This window comes from Streptomyces atroolivaceus (assembly GCF_000717025.1).
GTDB classification, from domain to species: Bacteria; Actinomycetota; Actinomycetes; order Streptomycetales; family Streptomycetaceae; genus Streptomyces; species Streptomyces atroolivaceus.
Genome location: NZ_JNXG01000003.1, coordinates 307,291 through 322,729 on the forward strand (window position 1 = coordinate 307,291; position 15,439 = coordinate 322,729).

16 protein-coding genes and 3 pseudogenes are annotated in these 15,439 nt (G+C 70.4%); 7 read left to right on the top strand and 12 right to left on the bottom strand.

The window, feature by feature from the left end:
• Window positions 1-18: 18 nt before the first annotated feature.
• Window positions 19-1,176: an acyl-CoA dehydrogenase family protein gene (locus OO67_RS10535; RefSeq protein WP_033299168.1), complete on the bottom strand. Its 1,158-nt coding sequence runs from the start codon at window positions 1,174-1,176 to the stop codon at window positions 19-21.
• Window positions 1,177-1,467: 291 nt separating this feature from the next.
• Between OO67_RS10535 and OO67_RS10540 the strand changes: the two genes are divergently transcribed.
• On the top strand, window positions 1,468-1,923 hold the full coding sequence (locus tag OO67_RS10540; RefSeq protein ID WP_033299170.1) for an Asp23/Gls24 family envelope stress response protein: 456 nt from the start codon (window positions 1,468-1,470) through the stop codon (window positions 1,921-1,923).
• 63 nt (window positions 1,924-1,986) lie between these two features.
• On the opposite strand, the gene OO67_RS10545 is transcribed toward OO67_RS10540, so the two are convergent.
• Entirely contained in the window at window positions 1,987-2,388 is a 402-nt protein-coding gene (locus OO67_RS10545; protein WP_078597815.1) for a peptidase inhibitor family I36 protein, read from the bottom strand.
• A gap of 272 nt (window positions 2,389-2,660) precedes the next feature.
• Between OO67_RS10545 and OO67_RS10550 the strand changes: the two genes are divergently transcribed.
• Window positions 2,661-3,002, top strand: a complete 342-nt coding sequence (locus OO67_RS10550) for a DUF5713 family protein (RefSeq protein ID WP_033299480.1) — start codon at window positions 2,661-2,663, stop codon at window positions 3,000-3,002.
• A gap of 43 nt (window positions 3,003-3,045) precedes the next feature.
• Here the strand turns inward: OO67_RS10550 and OO67_RS10555 are convergent, their stop codons facing one another.
• From OO67_RS10555 to OO67_RS10580, 6 genes are read right to left on the bottom strand one after another with little or no spacing between them, the layout of a single operon-like run.
• Window positions 3,046-5,349: a glycoside hydrolase family 3 N-terminal domain-containing protein gene (locus tag OO67_RS10555; RefSeq protein WP_033299172.1), complete on the bottom strand. Its 2,304-nt coding sequence runs from the start codon at window positions 5,347-5,349 to the stop codon at window positions 3,046-3,048.
• 40 nt (window positions 5,350-5,389) lie between these two features.
• Window positions 5,390-7,324, bottom strand: coding sequence for a cellulase family glycosylhydrolase (locus OO67_RS10560; RefSeq protein WP_033299174.1), 1,935 nt, complete (start codon window positions 7,322-7,324; stop codon window positions 5,390-5,392).
• 51 nt (window positions 7,325-7,375) lie between these two features.
• Window positions 7,376-8,428, bottom strand: coding sequence for a LacI family DNA-binding transcriptional regulator (locus OO67_RS10565; protein ID WP_033299175.1), 1,053 nt, complete (start codon window positions 8,426-8,428; stop codon window positions 7,376-7,378).
• Window positions 8,425-9,252 (bottom strand): carbohydrate ABC transporter permease, encoded by an 828-nt coding sequence (locus OO67_RS10570; protein WP_033299176.1) that lies wholly within the window; start codon window positions 9,250-9,252, stop codon window positions 8,425-8,427. The genes OO67_RS10565 and OO67_RS10570 overlap by 4 nt, the downstream gene beginning before the upstream one ends.
• A gap of 14 nt (window positions 9,253-9,266) precedes the next feature.
• Window positions 9,267-10,208, bottom strand: a complete 942-nt coding sequence (locus OO67_RS10575) for a carbohydrate ABC transporter permease (protein WP_033299177.1) — start codon at window positions 10,206-10,208, stop codon at window positions 9,267-9,269.
• Between the two features lie 31 nt (window positions 10,209-10,239).
• The gene (locus OO67_RS10580; RefSeq protein ID WP_033299180.1) at window positions 10,240-11,532 is read right to left on the bottom strand and encodes an ABC transporter substrate-binding protein; all 1,293 of its coding nucleotides are present in this window, start codon (window positions 11,530-11,532) and stop codon (window positions 10,240-10,242) included.
• Window positions 11,533-11,930: 398 nt separating this feature from the next.
• On the opposite strand from OO67_RS10580, the pseudogene OO67_RS36410 reads away from it, so the two are divergent.
• Window positions 11,931-12,119 (top strand): annotated as a pseudogene (locus OO67_RS36410) (MmyB family transcriptional regulator); the annotation flags it as partial.
• A 48-nt stretch (window positions 12,120-12,167) separates the two neighbouring features.
• Here OO67_RS36410 and OO67_RS10585 read toward each other — a convergent pair.
• Window positions 12,168-12,389, bottom strand: a complete 222-nt coding sequence (locus OO67_RS10585; RefSeq protein ID WP_033299182.1) for a DUF397 domain-containing protein — start codon at window positions 12,387-12,389, stop codon at window positions 12,168-12,170.
• Window positions 12,367-13,176, bottom strand: coding sequence for a helix-turn-helix domain-containing protein (locus OO67_RS10590; protein ID WP_033299184.1), 810 nt, complete (start codon window positions 13,174-13,176; stop codon window positions 12,367-12,369). The genes OO67_RS10585 and OO67_RS10590 overlap by 23 nt, the downstream gene beginning before the upstream one ends.
• 192 nt (window positions 13,177-13,368) lie before the next feature.
• On the opposite strand from OO67_RS10590, the gene OO67_RS10595 reads away from it, so the two are divergent.
• Genes OO67_RS10595 through OO67_RS10605 form a run of 3 tightly spaced genes read left to right on the top strand, consistent with a single transcriptional unit; the run spans window position 13,369 to window position 14,534 of the window.
• Window positions 13,369-13,554, top strand: a complete 186-nt coding sequence (locus OO67_RS10595; protein WP_244300116.1) for a hypothetical protein — start codon at window positions 13,369-13,371, stop codon at window positions 13,552-13,554.
• Window positions 13,551-13,865 (top strand): hypothetical protein, encoded by a 315-nt coding sequence (locus OO67_RS10600; RefSeq protein WP_033299186.1) that lies wholly within the window; start codon window positions 13,551-13,553, stop codon window positions 13,863-13,865. The genes OO67_RS10595 and OO67_RS10600 overlap by 4 nt, the downstream gene beginning before the upstream one ends.
• Window positions 13,866-13,919: 54 nt before the next feature.
• Window positions 13,920-14,534: a hypothetical protein gene (locus OO67_RS10605; protein ID WP_033299187.1), complete on the top strand. Its 615-nt coding sequence runs from the start codon at window positions 13,920-13,922 to the stop codon at window positions 14,532-14,534.
• 61 nt (window positions 14,535-14,595) lie between these two features.
• Here OO67_RS10605 and OO67_RS10610 read toward each other — a convergent pair whose 3' ends face one another.
• Entirely contained in the window at window positions 14,596-15,006 is a 411-nt protein-coding gene (locus OO67_RS10610; protein ID WP_033299189.1) for a RidA family protein, read from the bottom strand.
• 156 nt (window positions 15,007-15,162) lie between these two features.
• A pseudogene (locus OO67_RS39625) lies at window positions 15,163-15,309 on the bottom strand (LmrA/YxaF family transcription factor); the annotation flags it as partial.
• On the opposite strand from OO67_RS39625, the pseudogene OO67_RS39630 reads away from it, so the two are divergent.
• Window positions 15,309-15,437 (top strand): annotated as a pseudogene (locus OO67_RS39630) (imine reductase family protein); the annotation flags it as partial. The pseudogenes OO67_RS39625 and OO67_RS39630 sit on opposite strands and share 1 nt — an antisense overlap.
• Window positions 15,438-15,439: the final 2 nt, after the last annotated feature.

Here is a 15,439-nt window from a genome sequence, read left to right on the forward strand (position 1 = left end):
AAGAGAACGTAGCCGCTCTCAGAGGCCCATGGACTTGGCGATGATCGACTTCATGACCTCGCTGGTGCCGCCGTAGATGCGGTTGACCCGGTTGTCCGTGTAGAGACGGGCGATCGGGTACTCGTTCATGAAGCCGTAGCCGCCGTGCAGCTGGAGACAGCGGTCGATCACGCGGTGCGCGACCTCGGTGCAGAACAGCTTCGCCGAGGCGGCCTCGGCGGGGGTGAGCTCACCGGCGTCCAGTGCCTCGATCGCCCGGTCGCAGACGGCCTCGGCCGCGTCGACCTCGGCCTTGCAGGCGGCCAGTTCGAACTTGGTGTTCTGGAAGGACGCGACGGTCTTGCCGAAGACGGTGCGGTCCTGCGTGTACTGCTGGGCGAACCGCACGGCGGCGGCCGCCTGCGCGTACGCGCCGACGGCGATGCCCAGGCGCTCCTGGGGGAGGTTCTGGCCGAGGTAGGAGAAGCCCTTGTTCTCCTCGCCCAGCAGGTCCTCGACGGGAACCTTGACGTCCACGAAGGCCAGCTCGGCGGTGTCGGAGACCTTCAGGCCCAGCTTGTCGAGCTTGCGGCCGACCGAGTAGCCCTCGGACTTGGTGTCGACCACCAGGAGCGAGATGCCGTGCCGGCGGTCGTCGGGCTTCGGGGCGTCCGTGCGGGCGCAGACGATGACCTTGTCGGCGTGCACACCGCCGGTGATGAAGGTCTTGGCGCCGTTGAGGACGTAGTGCGTGCCGTCCTCGGAGAGCTTGGCGGTCGTCTTCATGCCGGCCAGGTCCGAACCGGTGCCCGGCTCGGTCATGGCTATCGCGTACATGGACTTGCCGGAGACGAAGTCCGGCAGCCAGCGCTTCTTCTGCTCCTCGGTGGCGTACGCCTTGAGGTACGGCAGGCAGAGCAGGACGTGCACGCCGGAGCCGCCGAACGAGATGCCCGCGCGGGCGGTCTCCTCGTAGAGGACCGCCTCGAACTTGAAGGACTCCTCGCCCGCGCCGCCGTACTCCTCGGGCACCTCGATGCCGAAGATGCCCAGCTCGGCGAGCTTGTAGTAGAAGTCGCGAGGCGCCTGGCCCGCCGCGAACCACTCGTCGTAGACGGGAACGACCTCGGCCTCGATGAAGGCGCGGATGGTCTCCCGGAACGCCTCGTGGTCCTCGTTGTAAACCGTACGGCGCACGGGGTGCCTCCTGGTGTCAGCTTCGGCTTCGGTCGCAGTGGCTAAGCGCTTGCTCAGTCCTGGTCAAAAGTTACCCGGCGGTCACGGCGACTGTCCAGGGTGATGCTGAGCACGCCTTGCTCCGGCATGGGATCGCGGCGTCGGCCGAGGGGCACGCCGGTGGCGGAGGGTCGCCGTGCGCAACGCTGCGTACGCCGCGATGGCGGTCGGTGGCGGGCAGGCGCACAGTGAGATGAGGAGCCGGCGAGGACGGCGAGCAGCCTCGTCGCAACGACCCTCTGTGAGGCAGTCATGGCTGACGTCGAGTCCCTGGGCGGGAGTTCAACGACAGGCAGGAACGGGGAACGGTCCGGGCGGGGCAGGACCACCATCGCCGACGGCGTGGTGGCGACCATCGCCGGAATCGCCATCCGCGAGACCGACGGGGTGCATTCGGTGGGGCGGGGCGCGTCCAAGGCGATGGGCGCCGTCGCGGGACGCGTGGGCGGGTCCTCCGGTGGCGGACGCGGGGTGAAGGTGGAAGTGGGGGAGAGGCAGACCGCGGTCGATGTCGACATCGAAGTGGAGTACGGCATCCCGATCCATGAGCTGGCCGACCGGGTCAGGACTCATGTGACGGACGCGGTGGAGATGATGACCGGGCTGGAGGTCGTCGAGATCAACATCAACGTCTTCGACGTCCACGTGCCGGGCGACGACGACGAGGACGAGGAGAGCCGAGGCCGGGCGTCCGCACGCGTGCAGTGAGCCACGCGCCCGGACGCCCGCCCAGGAGCCGGCGGAAGGGTCCGGCCTGCCGTCAGGGCCCCGCTACTGGGGCTTGAACGAGCGGATCTGGTAGTTGCCCTGGAGGTTGCCGCCCTGTCCGGCGAGCGTGGAACCCACGCGCGAGTTGAAGTTGGTCTGCGTGTAGTACTGGACGCGGTGTTCGGTCTTGTTCCACACCGAGAGGACGTTCCTGCCCTCCCGGATGAACGAGCAGTTGTCGGCGGTGTTCCTCATCTCGCGAGCCGACCACTGACAGCGGGTCCCCTCACCGTTCCAGCCGTCGAAGGCGCAGAAGTAACCATGGGTGCAACGGGCGAACGCGGCGGCCGGGGCGGCGGCTTCGCTGACGGCCGGCCTGCCGGCGTCGGTGGCGGAGACGGGTCCCGTGCCCAGTCCGAAGGCCAGGACGACGGCGGTGGCGGCGAGGGCGGTGATGCGGTTCACGAGTGAGGCCTTTCGCTGTTCGGTATCCGGGCGGTGCCGGTGATCAACAGCAGCGTGGCACCCCGGTGACCTGCGCAGACAGCCCTGAAAGGGGGGCGCCCGAGGCCCTTCCGGCGCAGAGGCACGCGCCTGTGCGCACCGGCGTGAAGGTGGCGCCCGCAGCCGTGCCCGGCGCCGGGCCCACGGCGTTGTCAGTGGCGTGGTGCACCATCGGTCCGACGGATGACGAGTGGCCGGGGGTCCTGTGGACCACCGGGCGGACGGGGGCACGCATGTCCATCACGAACCTGCGCATGACGGAGTACGGGTTCCTGCGAGGGCTCTACCGGGACGGCTACTACCCCGGCCATGTCGTCGACCGGGGCAGAGCCGTGCTGGTCCGGCTCTGCGAACGCATCGAGGCGGAACGGCCGGCGGACCTCACCGCGCTGTACGGGCTCACACACGCGGCGACCGAGGAGTTCAACGCCCTGCAGGCCGACTTCGAGGCTGCGGGGAGCGAGATCGAGACCGTCGCACGCGAGGAGATAGCCGAGGACTTCTGGGCCGTGGCCATGGCGTACGGCTTCACGGACGCGGACGTCGAGGAGCTCATCGCTCCCAGGGACTGGTAGGCGGCGGCAGACGGACTCCGCGCCGTCCGGTCACGCCGTCCGGTCACGCCGTCACCGTGAGCCTGGCCGCCCTGGTGCGCTGCGAGGACGGTCCCGTCTCGATCGCGAACTCGCCCGGTTCCACGGCCCATTCCCCGGCCTGCGTGAACGAGGCCAGGGCCGGCGCGTCCACCGGGAAGGTGACCTCGGTGCTCTCGCCGGGTGCCAGCTCCACCCGGACGAAGCCGCGCAGCTCGCGTACCCGGGGCCAGGAGGTACCGCCCAGCACCCGGCGCACGTAGAGCTGTACGGTCTCCCGCACCGGCCGGCCGCCGGTGTTGACGACGCCGACCGTGCAGCTCGTCGGTGCCGCTCCGTCGAACCGGTCCACCGCCACGGACGGCAGGGACAACCGGGGCGTGCCGTATGCGACCGTCGTGTAGGACAGCCCGTGGCCGAAGGGATGGCGAGGCGTGGCGGGCTGGTCGACGTAACCCCGGTAACCGTGGTCCTTGCCGTTGTAGAAGACGGGCAGTTGGGCTGCCGAGCGGGGCACGGAGACCGGCAGCCGCCCCTGTGGTCCTGCCGCGCCGAACAGCACGTCCGCGACCGCCCTGCCGCCCCAGGGGCCGGGATACCAGGCGCTCAGCACCGCCGCCGCCTTGTCCGTGAGATCCGGCAGTGCGTGCGGCCGGCCCTGGACCAGCACGACGACCACCGGTGTCCCCGTCGCGGTGACTGCCTCCAGCAGGGCCGACTGTCCCTCCGGCAGGCCGAGTTCGGCCAGGTCGACGCCTTCGCCGCAGGTCATCTCCACCGGATTGCCGGAGGCGACGACGGCTGCCCCGTTGGCGTCGAAACGCGTGTCCGACTCGCGGGCGCTCGAACCACCGAGGACCAGCACCGCCACATCGGCGGCGGAGGCCAGCGCCACCGCCTCGGGCAGGTCCGGCCGGTCGCCGCCGATGAGGCCGCAGCCCCGGGCGTACGAGACCACGGTGCCGTCGGGCGCCGCGGCCCGGATGCCGGCGAGCACGCTGCCGCCCGTGCCGGGCCGTTGCGGCGCGGTGTAGTCGCCGAGCTGCTGCGGCACGGAATCGGCGTTCGGGCCGATGACCGCGACGGTCCCGACGCGGCGCCCGGCGAGCGGCAGCGTCACCCCGTCGTGTTCGAGAAGGGTGACGGACTCGCGGGCGAGACGCTCGCTCAGCTCCTCCATGCGCGCGGGGTCCGCACCCCGGGCCCCGGCGTACGGATGCTCGAAGAGGCCGAGGCGGAACTTCAGCGCCAGGACGCGTCCGACCGCCGTGTCCAGCGTGGACTCCTCGACCAGCCCCCGCCCGACCGCCTCCGCCAGCCGCGGGTAGCAGTCGTCCCACAGGCTCAGGTCGGTCCCCGCCCGCAGCGCCAGCGCGCCCGCCGCCACCGGATCACCCGCCATCCGCACCAGGCGGTCGACCGCGAGCCCGTCGGCCATCACCAGGCCGCCGAAGCCCCACTGTTCCCGCAGGATCCCGGTCAGCAGGTGGCGGTTCGCCGCACACGGGACGCCGTCGAACTCGTTGTACGCGGCCATGAGGCCCGCCGCTCCCGCCCGTACGCCCGCCAGCGCCGCCACGAGATGGATCTCGTGCAGTTCCCTCGCGCCCAGCTCGGTGGCCGCGCTGTTGCGGCCGCCGACCGTGGCGCCCTGTCCGGCGAAGTGCTTGAGCACGACTGCCGCGCGGTCCGGCCCGATACGCTCCCCGGCCGGACCCTGCACCCCGCGCACCAGTGCCTCGGTGAACCGCGCCGCCAGATACGGGTCCTCCCCGAAGCACTCCTCCGCGCGGCCCCAGCGCGGGTCCCGCACCAGGTCGAGCGCGGAGACCAGCGCGACATGGCCGCCACGGGACCGGAGCTGAGCCGCGGCGAGGGCCGCCGCCTCCTCGTACAGCTCCGGGTTCCAGGTGGCGCCGACCGCCAGGTTCACCGGCAGCACGGTCCCGTCCAGCGCCTGGATGCCGTGCGGCATCTCCTCGACGAGCAGGACGGGGACACCCAGCCGGGTGTTCTCCACGACGTGCCGCTGGACGGCGTCGGAGACCCGCGCCCCGTCCGCCGCGCCGATCCCCGTCTCCGCCGTCACACCCGACCAGGGGTCGGCGCGCTGGAGTCCGTACAGCGCGCCCATCCCGTCGTAGGCCGCCACCTCCGCGCGGAACGCGTCCGTCAGCCGGTGACCGGACGGAGTGCGCTCGTACGCGTCCCATCCGTACATCCGCTGGTTGACCTGGCCCACCTTCTCGGTGAGCGTCATCCGCGACAGGAGATCCCGCACCCGGTCGGCGACCGACGCCTCGGGGTCGCGGAACAGCGGTTCGGACATGGGGTGGCTCACCTCGGAAGTAGAGACGGGTCCGGGAACGTCAGCGCAGTTCGAGCACGCGGACGCCGTACGGGGCGAGGGTCACGTCCCGCACCGGGTCCCCGCCGGAGAGCTCGCGCAGCTCCCCGTCCGCCGACGGGCGCACGGTCAGCTCCTCGCCGGACTGGCTCACCAGCCACACGAAACGCGCGCCGTCCTCGCGGACGAGCGTGTCGGCGCTGACGTAGGGGGTGTCGACCGTCACCGGGCGTGCGGCCCCCGCGAGTTCGGCGAGAGCCGCGTACAGCCGGTGGGTCTGCTCAGGGTTGGCACGGGCCGTACGGGCGGCCATGTGCTCCAGCGGATACGTGGCCAGGACGGTGCGTCCCGTGCCCGTCTCGTAGCGCAGGAGAGCCGGACGGCCGTGCGCGTCCGTGGCGACGACCCGGGCGCCGTCCGGGACGACGGGCAGATAGGCGCGGCTGTCCTCGTTGCCCGCGACCGGGAAGGTCAGCACCTCGCCCGCGGATATCGAGCCGAAGTCCTCGGTGAACGTCATCTCCAGGACGTCGTCCTCGATCGGCTCGGCGACACCGTAGGACAGCTGGAGCTCCACCCCGAAGAGGCCGTCGAGGTCGTGGAACCACGGGCCGCGCGTCGTCGGGTACTCGCCCGAGCAGAAGGACAGGTAGACCGTGGCCCCCTCCCTCGCCCGGCGCTCCAGCTCGCGGCGGGTGCGGGTGGTCAGCTGACGGGTCGACGGCAGCAGGTACAGCGAGGCGTCGTCCGGCAGCCCGTCCGCCTCCCGGGCGAACGCGACCGGCAGATCAGCGCCGCGCGCGGCCACGTAACCCTGGTGCAGCGAGGTGAAGATCAGCGGGCGGTCGGCGGGCCGGCTGTAGGGGTAGCCGCGCTCCAGGAAGGCCGGCACGACGAGGGCCGCGTCCGCGTCGGTGCGGCGGCAGCGCGGGAAGTCGACCTGCTCGAGGACCTTCGCGAAGGCGGCCAGTTCGCGCAGCGGCTCCTTCGGACGGCCGGCACCGTCGGTGATCCCGAAGTGCATCTCGAAGGGGTGGTGGTCGTACGGCGACTGCTCCCACAGGCCGTCGTAGTCCGTGTTGTTCCAGGCCATCCAGCCGGTGGCGCCACCGAGCAGCGAGTTGTGCAGGGTCTGCCGGTAGAAGATCCCGGCGTTCGCGGCCGAGACCGTGTCGGTGGAGAGCCCGAACTCCTCCAGGACGACCGGCTGACCCGTGACGGCGGCCAGCTCGCACTCGAACGCGGCCCGGTAGTGCTGGCGCGGCCGGTCCGTGTCGGAGCGGTAGACGTGCGGCCCGACGAAGTCGACGTACTCGGCGGTCTCCCGCAGCGAGAAGCCGTTGTCCCGGCCGGTCACCTCGATGCCCCAGGCGCCGTCGCCGAGCGAGACCGGCTGGGTGCCGCCCGCCGCGCGCACGGCGTCGCACATGAACTGCGCCCAGGCGGTGACGACGTCGCCGGACGGCGGGTCGACCTGGTATATCCGGCCGTAACCCGGCATCTCGTTGGTGATCAGCCAGCCGGTGACCGCGGGGTGGTCCTTGAAGCGGCGGGTCATCTGGGCGACGAACCACGCCTGCCGGCCGACCAGCCACACGTCCTCGTACAGGTCCCGGTCACCGCGCCAGGCCGGGTCCCAGTTCTCGCCCGACATGTGGCCGACGATGAACGTGGGGACCGTCCCCATCCCCAGCTCCTGGTGGGCGTCCAGGAAGTCCCGGAAGCGGTCGCAGAGCTCCTCGTCGATCCGCCCGGGCTCCGGGTGGAAGTCGGGCCAGTAGAAGAACGACCGGGTCATGTTCAGCCCGTGCTCCCGGAGCACGGCCAGCTCCTCGCGGACCGTCTTCGGTTCGTAGTTCCGCCACATCAGCGGACCGCCGGTGCGGGACCAGAAGTTGGCGCCGAGCCACGGGAGGACGGCGGAGTCGTGGGTGAGCTGGGCGCTGTGGCGTCGCATGGTGTTCTGGTCCTCTTCGATGTGCGGGGGGTGCCGGGGTGGTGCGGCGGTTCAGGCCGGGGGTGTCAGCGGGCCGGTCGACTCCCGTACGACCAGACGGGGACGGCCGTCGAGCTCCGGTGGGGGTACGTCCTCCCCGCACCCGGCGAGCAGGGTGCGGGCGGCGGCGGCACCGACGCGCTGCACCTGCTGGTCCACGGTGGTGAGCCGGGGGTGGACCCAGCGGCCGAGCGAGAGGTTGTCGTACCCGACCACCGACAGGTCGCCGGGCACCCGGAGCCCGGCGCGCTGCGCCGTGCCGATGCCGCAGACGGCCATGGAGTCGTTGGGGAACACGAGGGCGGTGGGCCGGTCGGGCAGGGCGAGCAGCTTCTCGGTGACGTCGACGGCGGCCTGCTCGGTGAAGTCGCTGTGCCGTACGGCGACGGGGGGCAGCCCCGCCTCGGCGAGGGCCTCCTCGAAGGCGTGCAACCGCAGCCGGGTGTGCAGCAGTTCGGCCGGGCCCGCGATGTAGGCCATGCGGCGGTGGCCGAGCTCCAGCAGATGAACGACCGCCTCCCGGATGCCCGCGCCCTGCTGTCCGAGCCCCACCCGGGGCACGGGCGAGGCGGCGTCGGGGGCACCCAGCAGGACGGCCGGCAGCCCGAGGCCCCGGAGCAGGGCCGGGCGCGGGTCGTCGGCGCGGGCGTCGGTGAGCACGGCGCCGTCTATGCGGCCCTCCGCGACCAGCCGCTCGTACAGGGCGTTCTCCTGCGCCATGTCGGCGACCAGGTGGAGCAGCAGACCGTAGCCACGCGGCGCCAGCTCGCCCTCCAGACCCGTGATCAGCTCACTGAAGTGCGGGTCGGAGCCCAGCACATCGGTGGGACGCCGGACGACGAGCGCGATCGTACGGGTACGCGCGCGGCGCAGCGCCGTCGCGGAGGCGCTGGGGGACCAGCCCAGCTCGGTGGCCGCGTCCAGGACCCGGCGGCGGGTGGCCTCCGAGATCCGGCCGGTGCCGTTGACGGCCTGGGAGACCGCGGCGGTGGACACCCCCGCCGCGGCGGCCACGGCCTTGATGGTGGGGCGTACGGCGGTACGCCCTTCGAGGGGCTTGTTCACATTTTCACCGCTCCGCTGACGAGGGCCTGCTGCATCCGCTTCTGGAGCACGGTGTAGACCACCCAGACCGGGACCAGGGTCAGCACCGTGCCCGCCGTAAGGATGCCGTAGTCCGTACCCGTCAGGGACTTGAGCGTGGGCAGGGCGACCTGCACGGTCCGCAGGTCCGGGTCGGGGCCGATGATGACGAGCGAGTAGAGGTACTCGTTCCAGAAGGTCAGGAAGTTGAGCAGCAGGATCGTCGCGATCCCCGGCATGCACATCGGTGTGTAGACGTGCCGCAGGACGGCGAAGGTGGACGCGCCGTCCATGCGCGCCGCCTCCTCCATCTCACGCGGGATGGTCCGCATGAACTGCACCAGGATGACGACGGACAGCGGCATCGCCGTGGCCGGCAGGAACAGCACCATGAACGCGCGGGTGTGGAACAGCCCGGTGGCGGCGGCCAGCAGGAACGTCGGGAAGAGCGCGGCGAACGTCGGGATCAGGAAGCCGAGCGAGAACACCCGCTCCACCAGGGCTCCGAGCCGGCCTTCCGCGCGGGCGATGGCGAAGGCGGCCGGTATGGCGAGCACCAGGGTGAGGGCCAGTGCCAGCACGGTCACGAGCATCGAGTTGAGGATCGCCGGCCCGAGGTGCGCCGAGGAGAACGACTCGGTGAAGTTGGCCGTGGAGAGGGAGGTGGGGAGGGAGAACGGGCTTCCGAAGATCTGGTCGTTCGTCTTGAACGCCGAGACCAGCAGGTAGTAGAGGGGGACGACCAGCAGCACCATGTACAGCCAGGCGAAGATGTGCGCCGGCAGCCAGGACCTTCCGAACTTCATGGGACCAGCTCCGATCAGTAGTTCTGGCGGAAGACGCGACGGATGGTCAGCAGCCCGGCCAGACCGACCAGGAACAGGGCCACGCCCACGGTCTGGCTGTAGCCGAGGTCGGCCGCGATGAACGCCTTCTGGTAGACCAGGAAGGACAACGTCGTCGATGAGCTCCCCGGGCCGCCCTGGGTCAGCAGCAGCACGTTCTGCGCGGAGCCGAAGAGCGTCCAGAGGAACTGGAGCATCGTCACGACGCCCACGAAGTCACGGATGACGGGGAAGTGGATGCGCCACATGGCGCGCCAGTGGCCGGCGCCGTCGAGCTGAGCGGCCTCACCGATCTCGTCCGGGACGCTGCCGAGCCGGGCCGCGAACAGCACGGCGGTGAACCCGATGCCGCTCCACACGTCGAGGAGGATGAGGGAGCCGAGCGCGGTGGAGGGGGAGGCGAGCCAGGCGTCGGTCAGCGAGCCGAGGCCGGCCTTGTCCAGGGCGCCGTTGAGCAGGCCGTCCGGGGAGAGGACCGCGTAGAACACCATCGCCTTGGCGGGGGTCGAGATCAGCCCGGGGATGAAGAGCAGATACCGCAGGACGCGGTGCCCCGGCGGTTTCTGGGCGACGTAGTACCCGAGCATGTACGCCCCGATGATCATCAGGGGCACGGCCACGGCGAGCTGTACGGCGGTGTTGCGCACCGCGTCCCAGAACACCGGGTCGTCCAGGACCGCGCTGATGTTGCCGGTGCCGGCGAACGAGACCGGCTGGAGCATGCCGGGCCAGTGCAGGGCGGCGATCACGAAGATGGCGACCAGCGGGCCGACCATGAAGACCAGGTACCAGACCAGCGCGGGCACGGCGAGGATGACCCCGCCCTGCGTACGGCGCTTCGTGGTGAGGGCGGACGGCGGGGGAGTGACCGGTCCGCGGACCGAGGCGCCGCCCGGGGCGGACGAGAGCATCGTCATGGGAGGACTCGCAAAGGCTCGGGCGCGCGGATCAGGCCGTGCGGTAGGCGGATTCCAGGGCGGAGCGCACGGAGGCCGCGCTCGTCCCCCGGGTGAAGGCGGTGCTGGTGGCGGTGATCAGCGGCTGGGTGGCGGTCGGAGGGACGTACAGGTCGGGCAGGAGCGCCTGGCCGACCCGGTCGCCGAGCTGCTGGGCCTTCGCCACCAGAGGGAAGTCCCTGCTGACCGTGTCGGTCACGAGCGCCATGTCCCGGCCGCTCTCGGTGATGAAGCGCGACACCACGTCGGGGCGGTACATGAAGCGGATGAACTTCTCGACGGAGGACAGCTTCTTCACGCCGTTGGGGCTGATCCAGAAACCGATGAGGGTGTACGAGCGCAGGATGGTCGGCTTCTCGTGGACGGCGCCCGGGGCGAGCGGCCAGCCGCCGATCTCGGTGTGCCCGGCCGCCTTCGCGGGGACCTTCGCCAGCGCGGAGGACATCGCGGACTGGATGGCCGCCGCCTCGGTGTTGTACTGCGTGGTCATCGTGTCGGAGGTCAGCCCCTGTGCCTTGTCCGCGAAGACTCCGGCGTCCCGCAGGGTCACGAAGTAGTCGATGCCCTCGCGGGCGCCCCGGCTGCCGCTGAAGTCCCCGGTCGAGTAGACCTTCCGGGCCTCCTCGGGGGTGAGGAAGGTCTGGATGATCTGGGCGAGCAGCTTCTGCCCCGTCCAGTCGTTGCCGCCGACGGTGACGGGGGCGATGCCCTTCGCGCGCAGCTTCCGGGCGGCACCGATGAGCTGGTCCCCGGTGGTGGGGACGGAACCGATGCCGGCCCGGTCGAGCAGGTGGGTGTTGTAGGCGACGGGCCAGTTGGTGGCGAAGTACGGGAAGGCGCGGAGCCTGCCCTTGCCGTCGGTCCACTCACTCAGGGCGGCGGGCAGGACGCGCTCGCGCAGTCCCCAGTCGTCGAGGTAGCCCTTCACGTCGACGGTGGCGCCGACGTCGGTCCAGGCGAGCGTCTTGTCGTACAGGTTGACCATGACCACGTCCGGCTCCTTACGGGCCAGCCGTGAGGTCTCGTAGACCTGGGGGAGGTCGTCGCCGTTGACGAGGTTCTTGACCCGGATGTCCGGGTTCTCCTTCTCGAAGGCCTTGACGACGGCGGTGTACGTGGCGGAGCCCGGCGCGGTGGTGCCGAGCTGGGTGTGGACGAGTAGGGAGCCGGGGTCGGAATCGGCCGAGGCGAGCGTGGAACAGCCGGACATTGCGGGCAGCGCGGTAGCGGCGGCGAGGCCGGAACCAGCGACAAGGAAACCGCGCCGACTCAGGGGTGAGCGCACAGCGGGATGTCTCCAACCAGGACGTTGACCGGGGTGGTTAATCGATGTACCAGCGGGTTGCGAGAAACCTAGGGGCGGGGGAAGGAATGGTCAACCCCTGGTTGCACATGCTGGATGACCCGACATTTCGGGCGGCGTTCGGTGAGGGTCATGCGCACACCACGCACGCCGGTGACCTCAGAGGGCGGGGCGCGCCGCTCGGGCCTGGGCGGGTCGTGGGGTCGAGCGGGGAGGTGTTCGGTGTCTCGCCCGAGGGAGCAGGACTGTTCTCGGCGAAGCAGAGCTGTTCCCGGCGAGCCGGGTGAACGGGCGCTGTCCGGAGCCGCAGCGAGATCGGCCCTACACCCAGGAGCGGACGCCCACGAGTTCCTCCGAGACCTGCCAGATGCGCCGCGCTGGTCGGCGTCTACCCCCATCACGTCAAGCGCTTCATCCACCCGGAGGTCGGCGCCCTCGAACTGAACTGTCAGACCCTCCTCGACCCGGAACAGTCACACCGCCTGGTCGTCTACACGGCGGTCCCGGGCAGCGAGAGCCACGACAGACTGCGCCTCCTCGCGGTCATCGGCCCGCAGGCGCTGCGCTGACCTGCTTCGGCGGTCATGGTCTCGGCGCATGGTGCGGAGCAGGGCGGTTCAGACGCAGAAGTGCCCGGCCTTCACGGCGGAGGCGAAGGACGACCAGCTTGCGGCCGCTATCAACAGGGCGGGCCCCTGAGGTGACTTGGAGTCGCGGACGGGGACGCCGGAGGGGTGGCCGTCCAGGACCTCTACGCAGCTGCCGCCCTCGTTGCCGCTGTAGGTGGACTTGCGCCAACCGGCGAGGGCGGAGGCGTCAGGGATGGTGTGTTCGGTCACGGTGTCCGTAGTCCTTTGCGGTAGCCCTCATGAAAGCCAATGACTCCTGCAGCGGCATCGCGTCGCCCAACGCAAGATCGTAGGCGCCTTCGAGCCGCTCGACCATGGCCGGGGAGTCGTGCACCTTGCCTACCTGTACGCCTTCCGAGTAGGCCACAGGCGGTTGGCCCTCGAAGCGCATCAGAGTGAGCATGCCCTGCATGAGTGGGTGGACGCCGAGGCCGAAGGGCAGCACGTAGACGCGTGCGCGCCGCCTCTCCACCAGGTCCACGATGTGCATGATCTGCTCTGCCATGACATCCGGCCCACCGACGGTACGACGTAGTACCGCCTCGTCGAGCAGCGCCCAAACTACAGGCCGTACCGGACCGGCAAGGACCTTCGCCCGATCGAGCCGTGTGACAACGAGCCTGTCACATTCCTCTTCACTCACCGGAGGGAACGACGTGCTCAGGACCGCACGCGCGTACCTTTCCGTCTGGAGGATGCCCGGGACGAACGAGAGCGCGAACTCACGAAGCATCAGCGCCTGTTGTTCGAGCAGCAGAGCCGCTTCGAAGTAGTCGGCCACCGCCGCATCGTCGTCCGGCAGGAAGCTGCTCAGCACATTTCCCGTGTTCAGGGCCATGTCCAGCCGTCGCGCGTCCTCCTTCGAGGGAATGCGACGTCCCGCTTCGATGTGCGAGATGTGCGAACGGGTCATCACCGATGCGTCGGCCAGCTCCTGCTGGGTCAGCTCTGCCGCCAGACGTTGCGCCTTGAGCCATTCCCCATAAATGTTACTCAACGTCGACTCCCATGTGACGAAGCATTTGTCACCACCGACCCCCTGGCGAGCCTAGCCCGACTCGTCTCACTCTGTGAGTGGATCACTACCCAGCGACAGATGGCGAGGTGCCGGCCCTTGGGCGCGGCTGCCGCCGTCGCCCTCGCGCCCCCACCCAACGGAGTTGAAGACGTGCTGCCCTGCATCATTCGCATGCTCGAGACACTGCTGCGGCATCTGCAGCCCGCCCCACCGGCGTACCTCATCCCTCCTCCTGCCTATGTGACGTCCGAACCCGACGTGCGCCTCGACCCCGCCCCGGAGCGAGGACTGTGGCTCGCGATGTACGGCATCGACACCAGGCCCTGCCCGACCTGTGGTGCGAGGGGGGCGGTGTGACCGGGCACGAGCCCCGCGCGGCTCGACTTCTGCCGTGGGCCGGCCTGGACGACAAGCCCTGCTACGTCCTCGGTGACGGGTCGGGATACGTCTCTCGGGTCGCTGACGACGTCGAGAGCATCCAGCTCGGGATGGCTGTCGAACTGCTCGACCACGCGGTCGACATGCTCGACGACCGCCAGGTCTCGGCGGCGCAACTCCGCTATGTGGTGGCACGCATGGCCGAAGCGCTGCGCGACGTACTCCGGATCGCGGAGAGCCGGGGTGCGCGACTCGGGGGCGCACCGCCCCCTGCCGCCCCGTCCGCTTGAGTGGCGGCGGGGGAGCCGGGAGCCACCGGCTGATCGGATCGGTAACCTCACCCCATGGGGTTGGACATCAGCGTGATGATCGCCGACTGGTCCTGGCTGGCGGAGGTTCCGCCCCCTGAGCGGCTCGTGCGTCTGAGGGACGCTTGGTACGCCGACGAGACGGGACTGTGGGATGACGGAACGCCGCAGCCCGAAGGTGACTTCACGTGGCCGCAGGGCCCCGATGGTGCCTTCTTCGCCCTCTACGAGTTCCGCGGCACCCTGGGCTCGTTCAAGGCGCACTTCTGGGCCGGGCAAAGGTGGGAGTCCCTCCGTGACCACGCCGATCCGCAGGTGCGCGCCGGCCTGGAGGCGTTGCTGCTCGGGCTGGTCTGGGACGGGACGGACGGTGAGGCGCCGCACACCGATCCGGGCTTCTTCTGCGACGATCCCAAGGTCTCCTACGGCGTGCTGCTGGCCCGGTCGCCGGAGAGCGTGCGGGAGCTGGCCGCGACCTGGGAGCGGGTCGAGTTGCTCGGTGGGCTGAGGCCGGTCTTCGCCGAGCACGCTGCCGTTCCCGGAGGGTGGGTCGGCGAGTTCGGCGAGTTCACGGCCCTGCTGGAGGACTGGGGCCGCGTCCTCGCCGAAGCCGCGCGGCGGAGGTGGGGCGTCGTGGGGTTGAGCCAGTAGGCCCAGGCCGGTCGAGGCAGCGCTCTGCACCCTGTCCGGGGCACGGCGGAGGACCGGGATGTCAGGAGTCGAGCACGGCAGCCACGCCTTCGATCTCCACCAGCTGGTCGGCGTACCCGAGAACGGTGACGCCGAGCAAGGTGCTCGGGACGTCGTGGTCACCGAACGCGTTCCGGACCACCTTCCAGGCAGTCACCAGGTCCTCCTGCCGCGCGGAGGCGACCAGCACGCGCGTGCTGATGACGTCATCCAAGCCGGCCCCCGCCGCTCCGAGCGCGGTCCTCATGTTCTCGACGGCCTTCGCCGCCTGGCCGGCGTAGTCACCGACGGCCGCTGTGGACCCGTCCTCGTTCAGCGGGCACGCCCCGGCGAGGAAGATCAGCCGTGCGTCCGCGGGGGCGGTGGCGGCGTAGGCGTACTCCGCCACGTCGGACAGGGCGGTGGAACGGATGAGCGTGACGGCGCGGGGCATGGCATCCAAGTCCTGGCGGTTGGCGGGAACTCGTATACCTAGCAGATCCCGCTTGGGGACGCCCTTCATTTTCCCTGCCCACCGCGAAGGAACAGGCTGCCAGGATGGGTGACATGAGTGCAGCTCGCCTGCCGGTCCAGATCGGCCGGGCAGGTTCTAGACCTCGTACGAGCGTACGAGGCGGGCGAGTTGCCGGCCCGTCACCTGTAGTGGTTCCTCGCTGCGGTTGACCTGGGCGGTGACTTCGGGGCCTTCCAGGGCGGAGATGACGGTGGTCGCCAGTTCCCGGGCGCTCTGCGAGGGCCGACGCGGCCGTCGACACCGCCCTTCCTGCCGCGGTCGTTGACCTCTTCCGGCGCGGCATGGATTCCGGCCACGCCGCGGACAGCTTCTCCAGCCTGGTGGAGCTGATGACGAAGGCCGGGGCGTGACC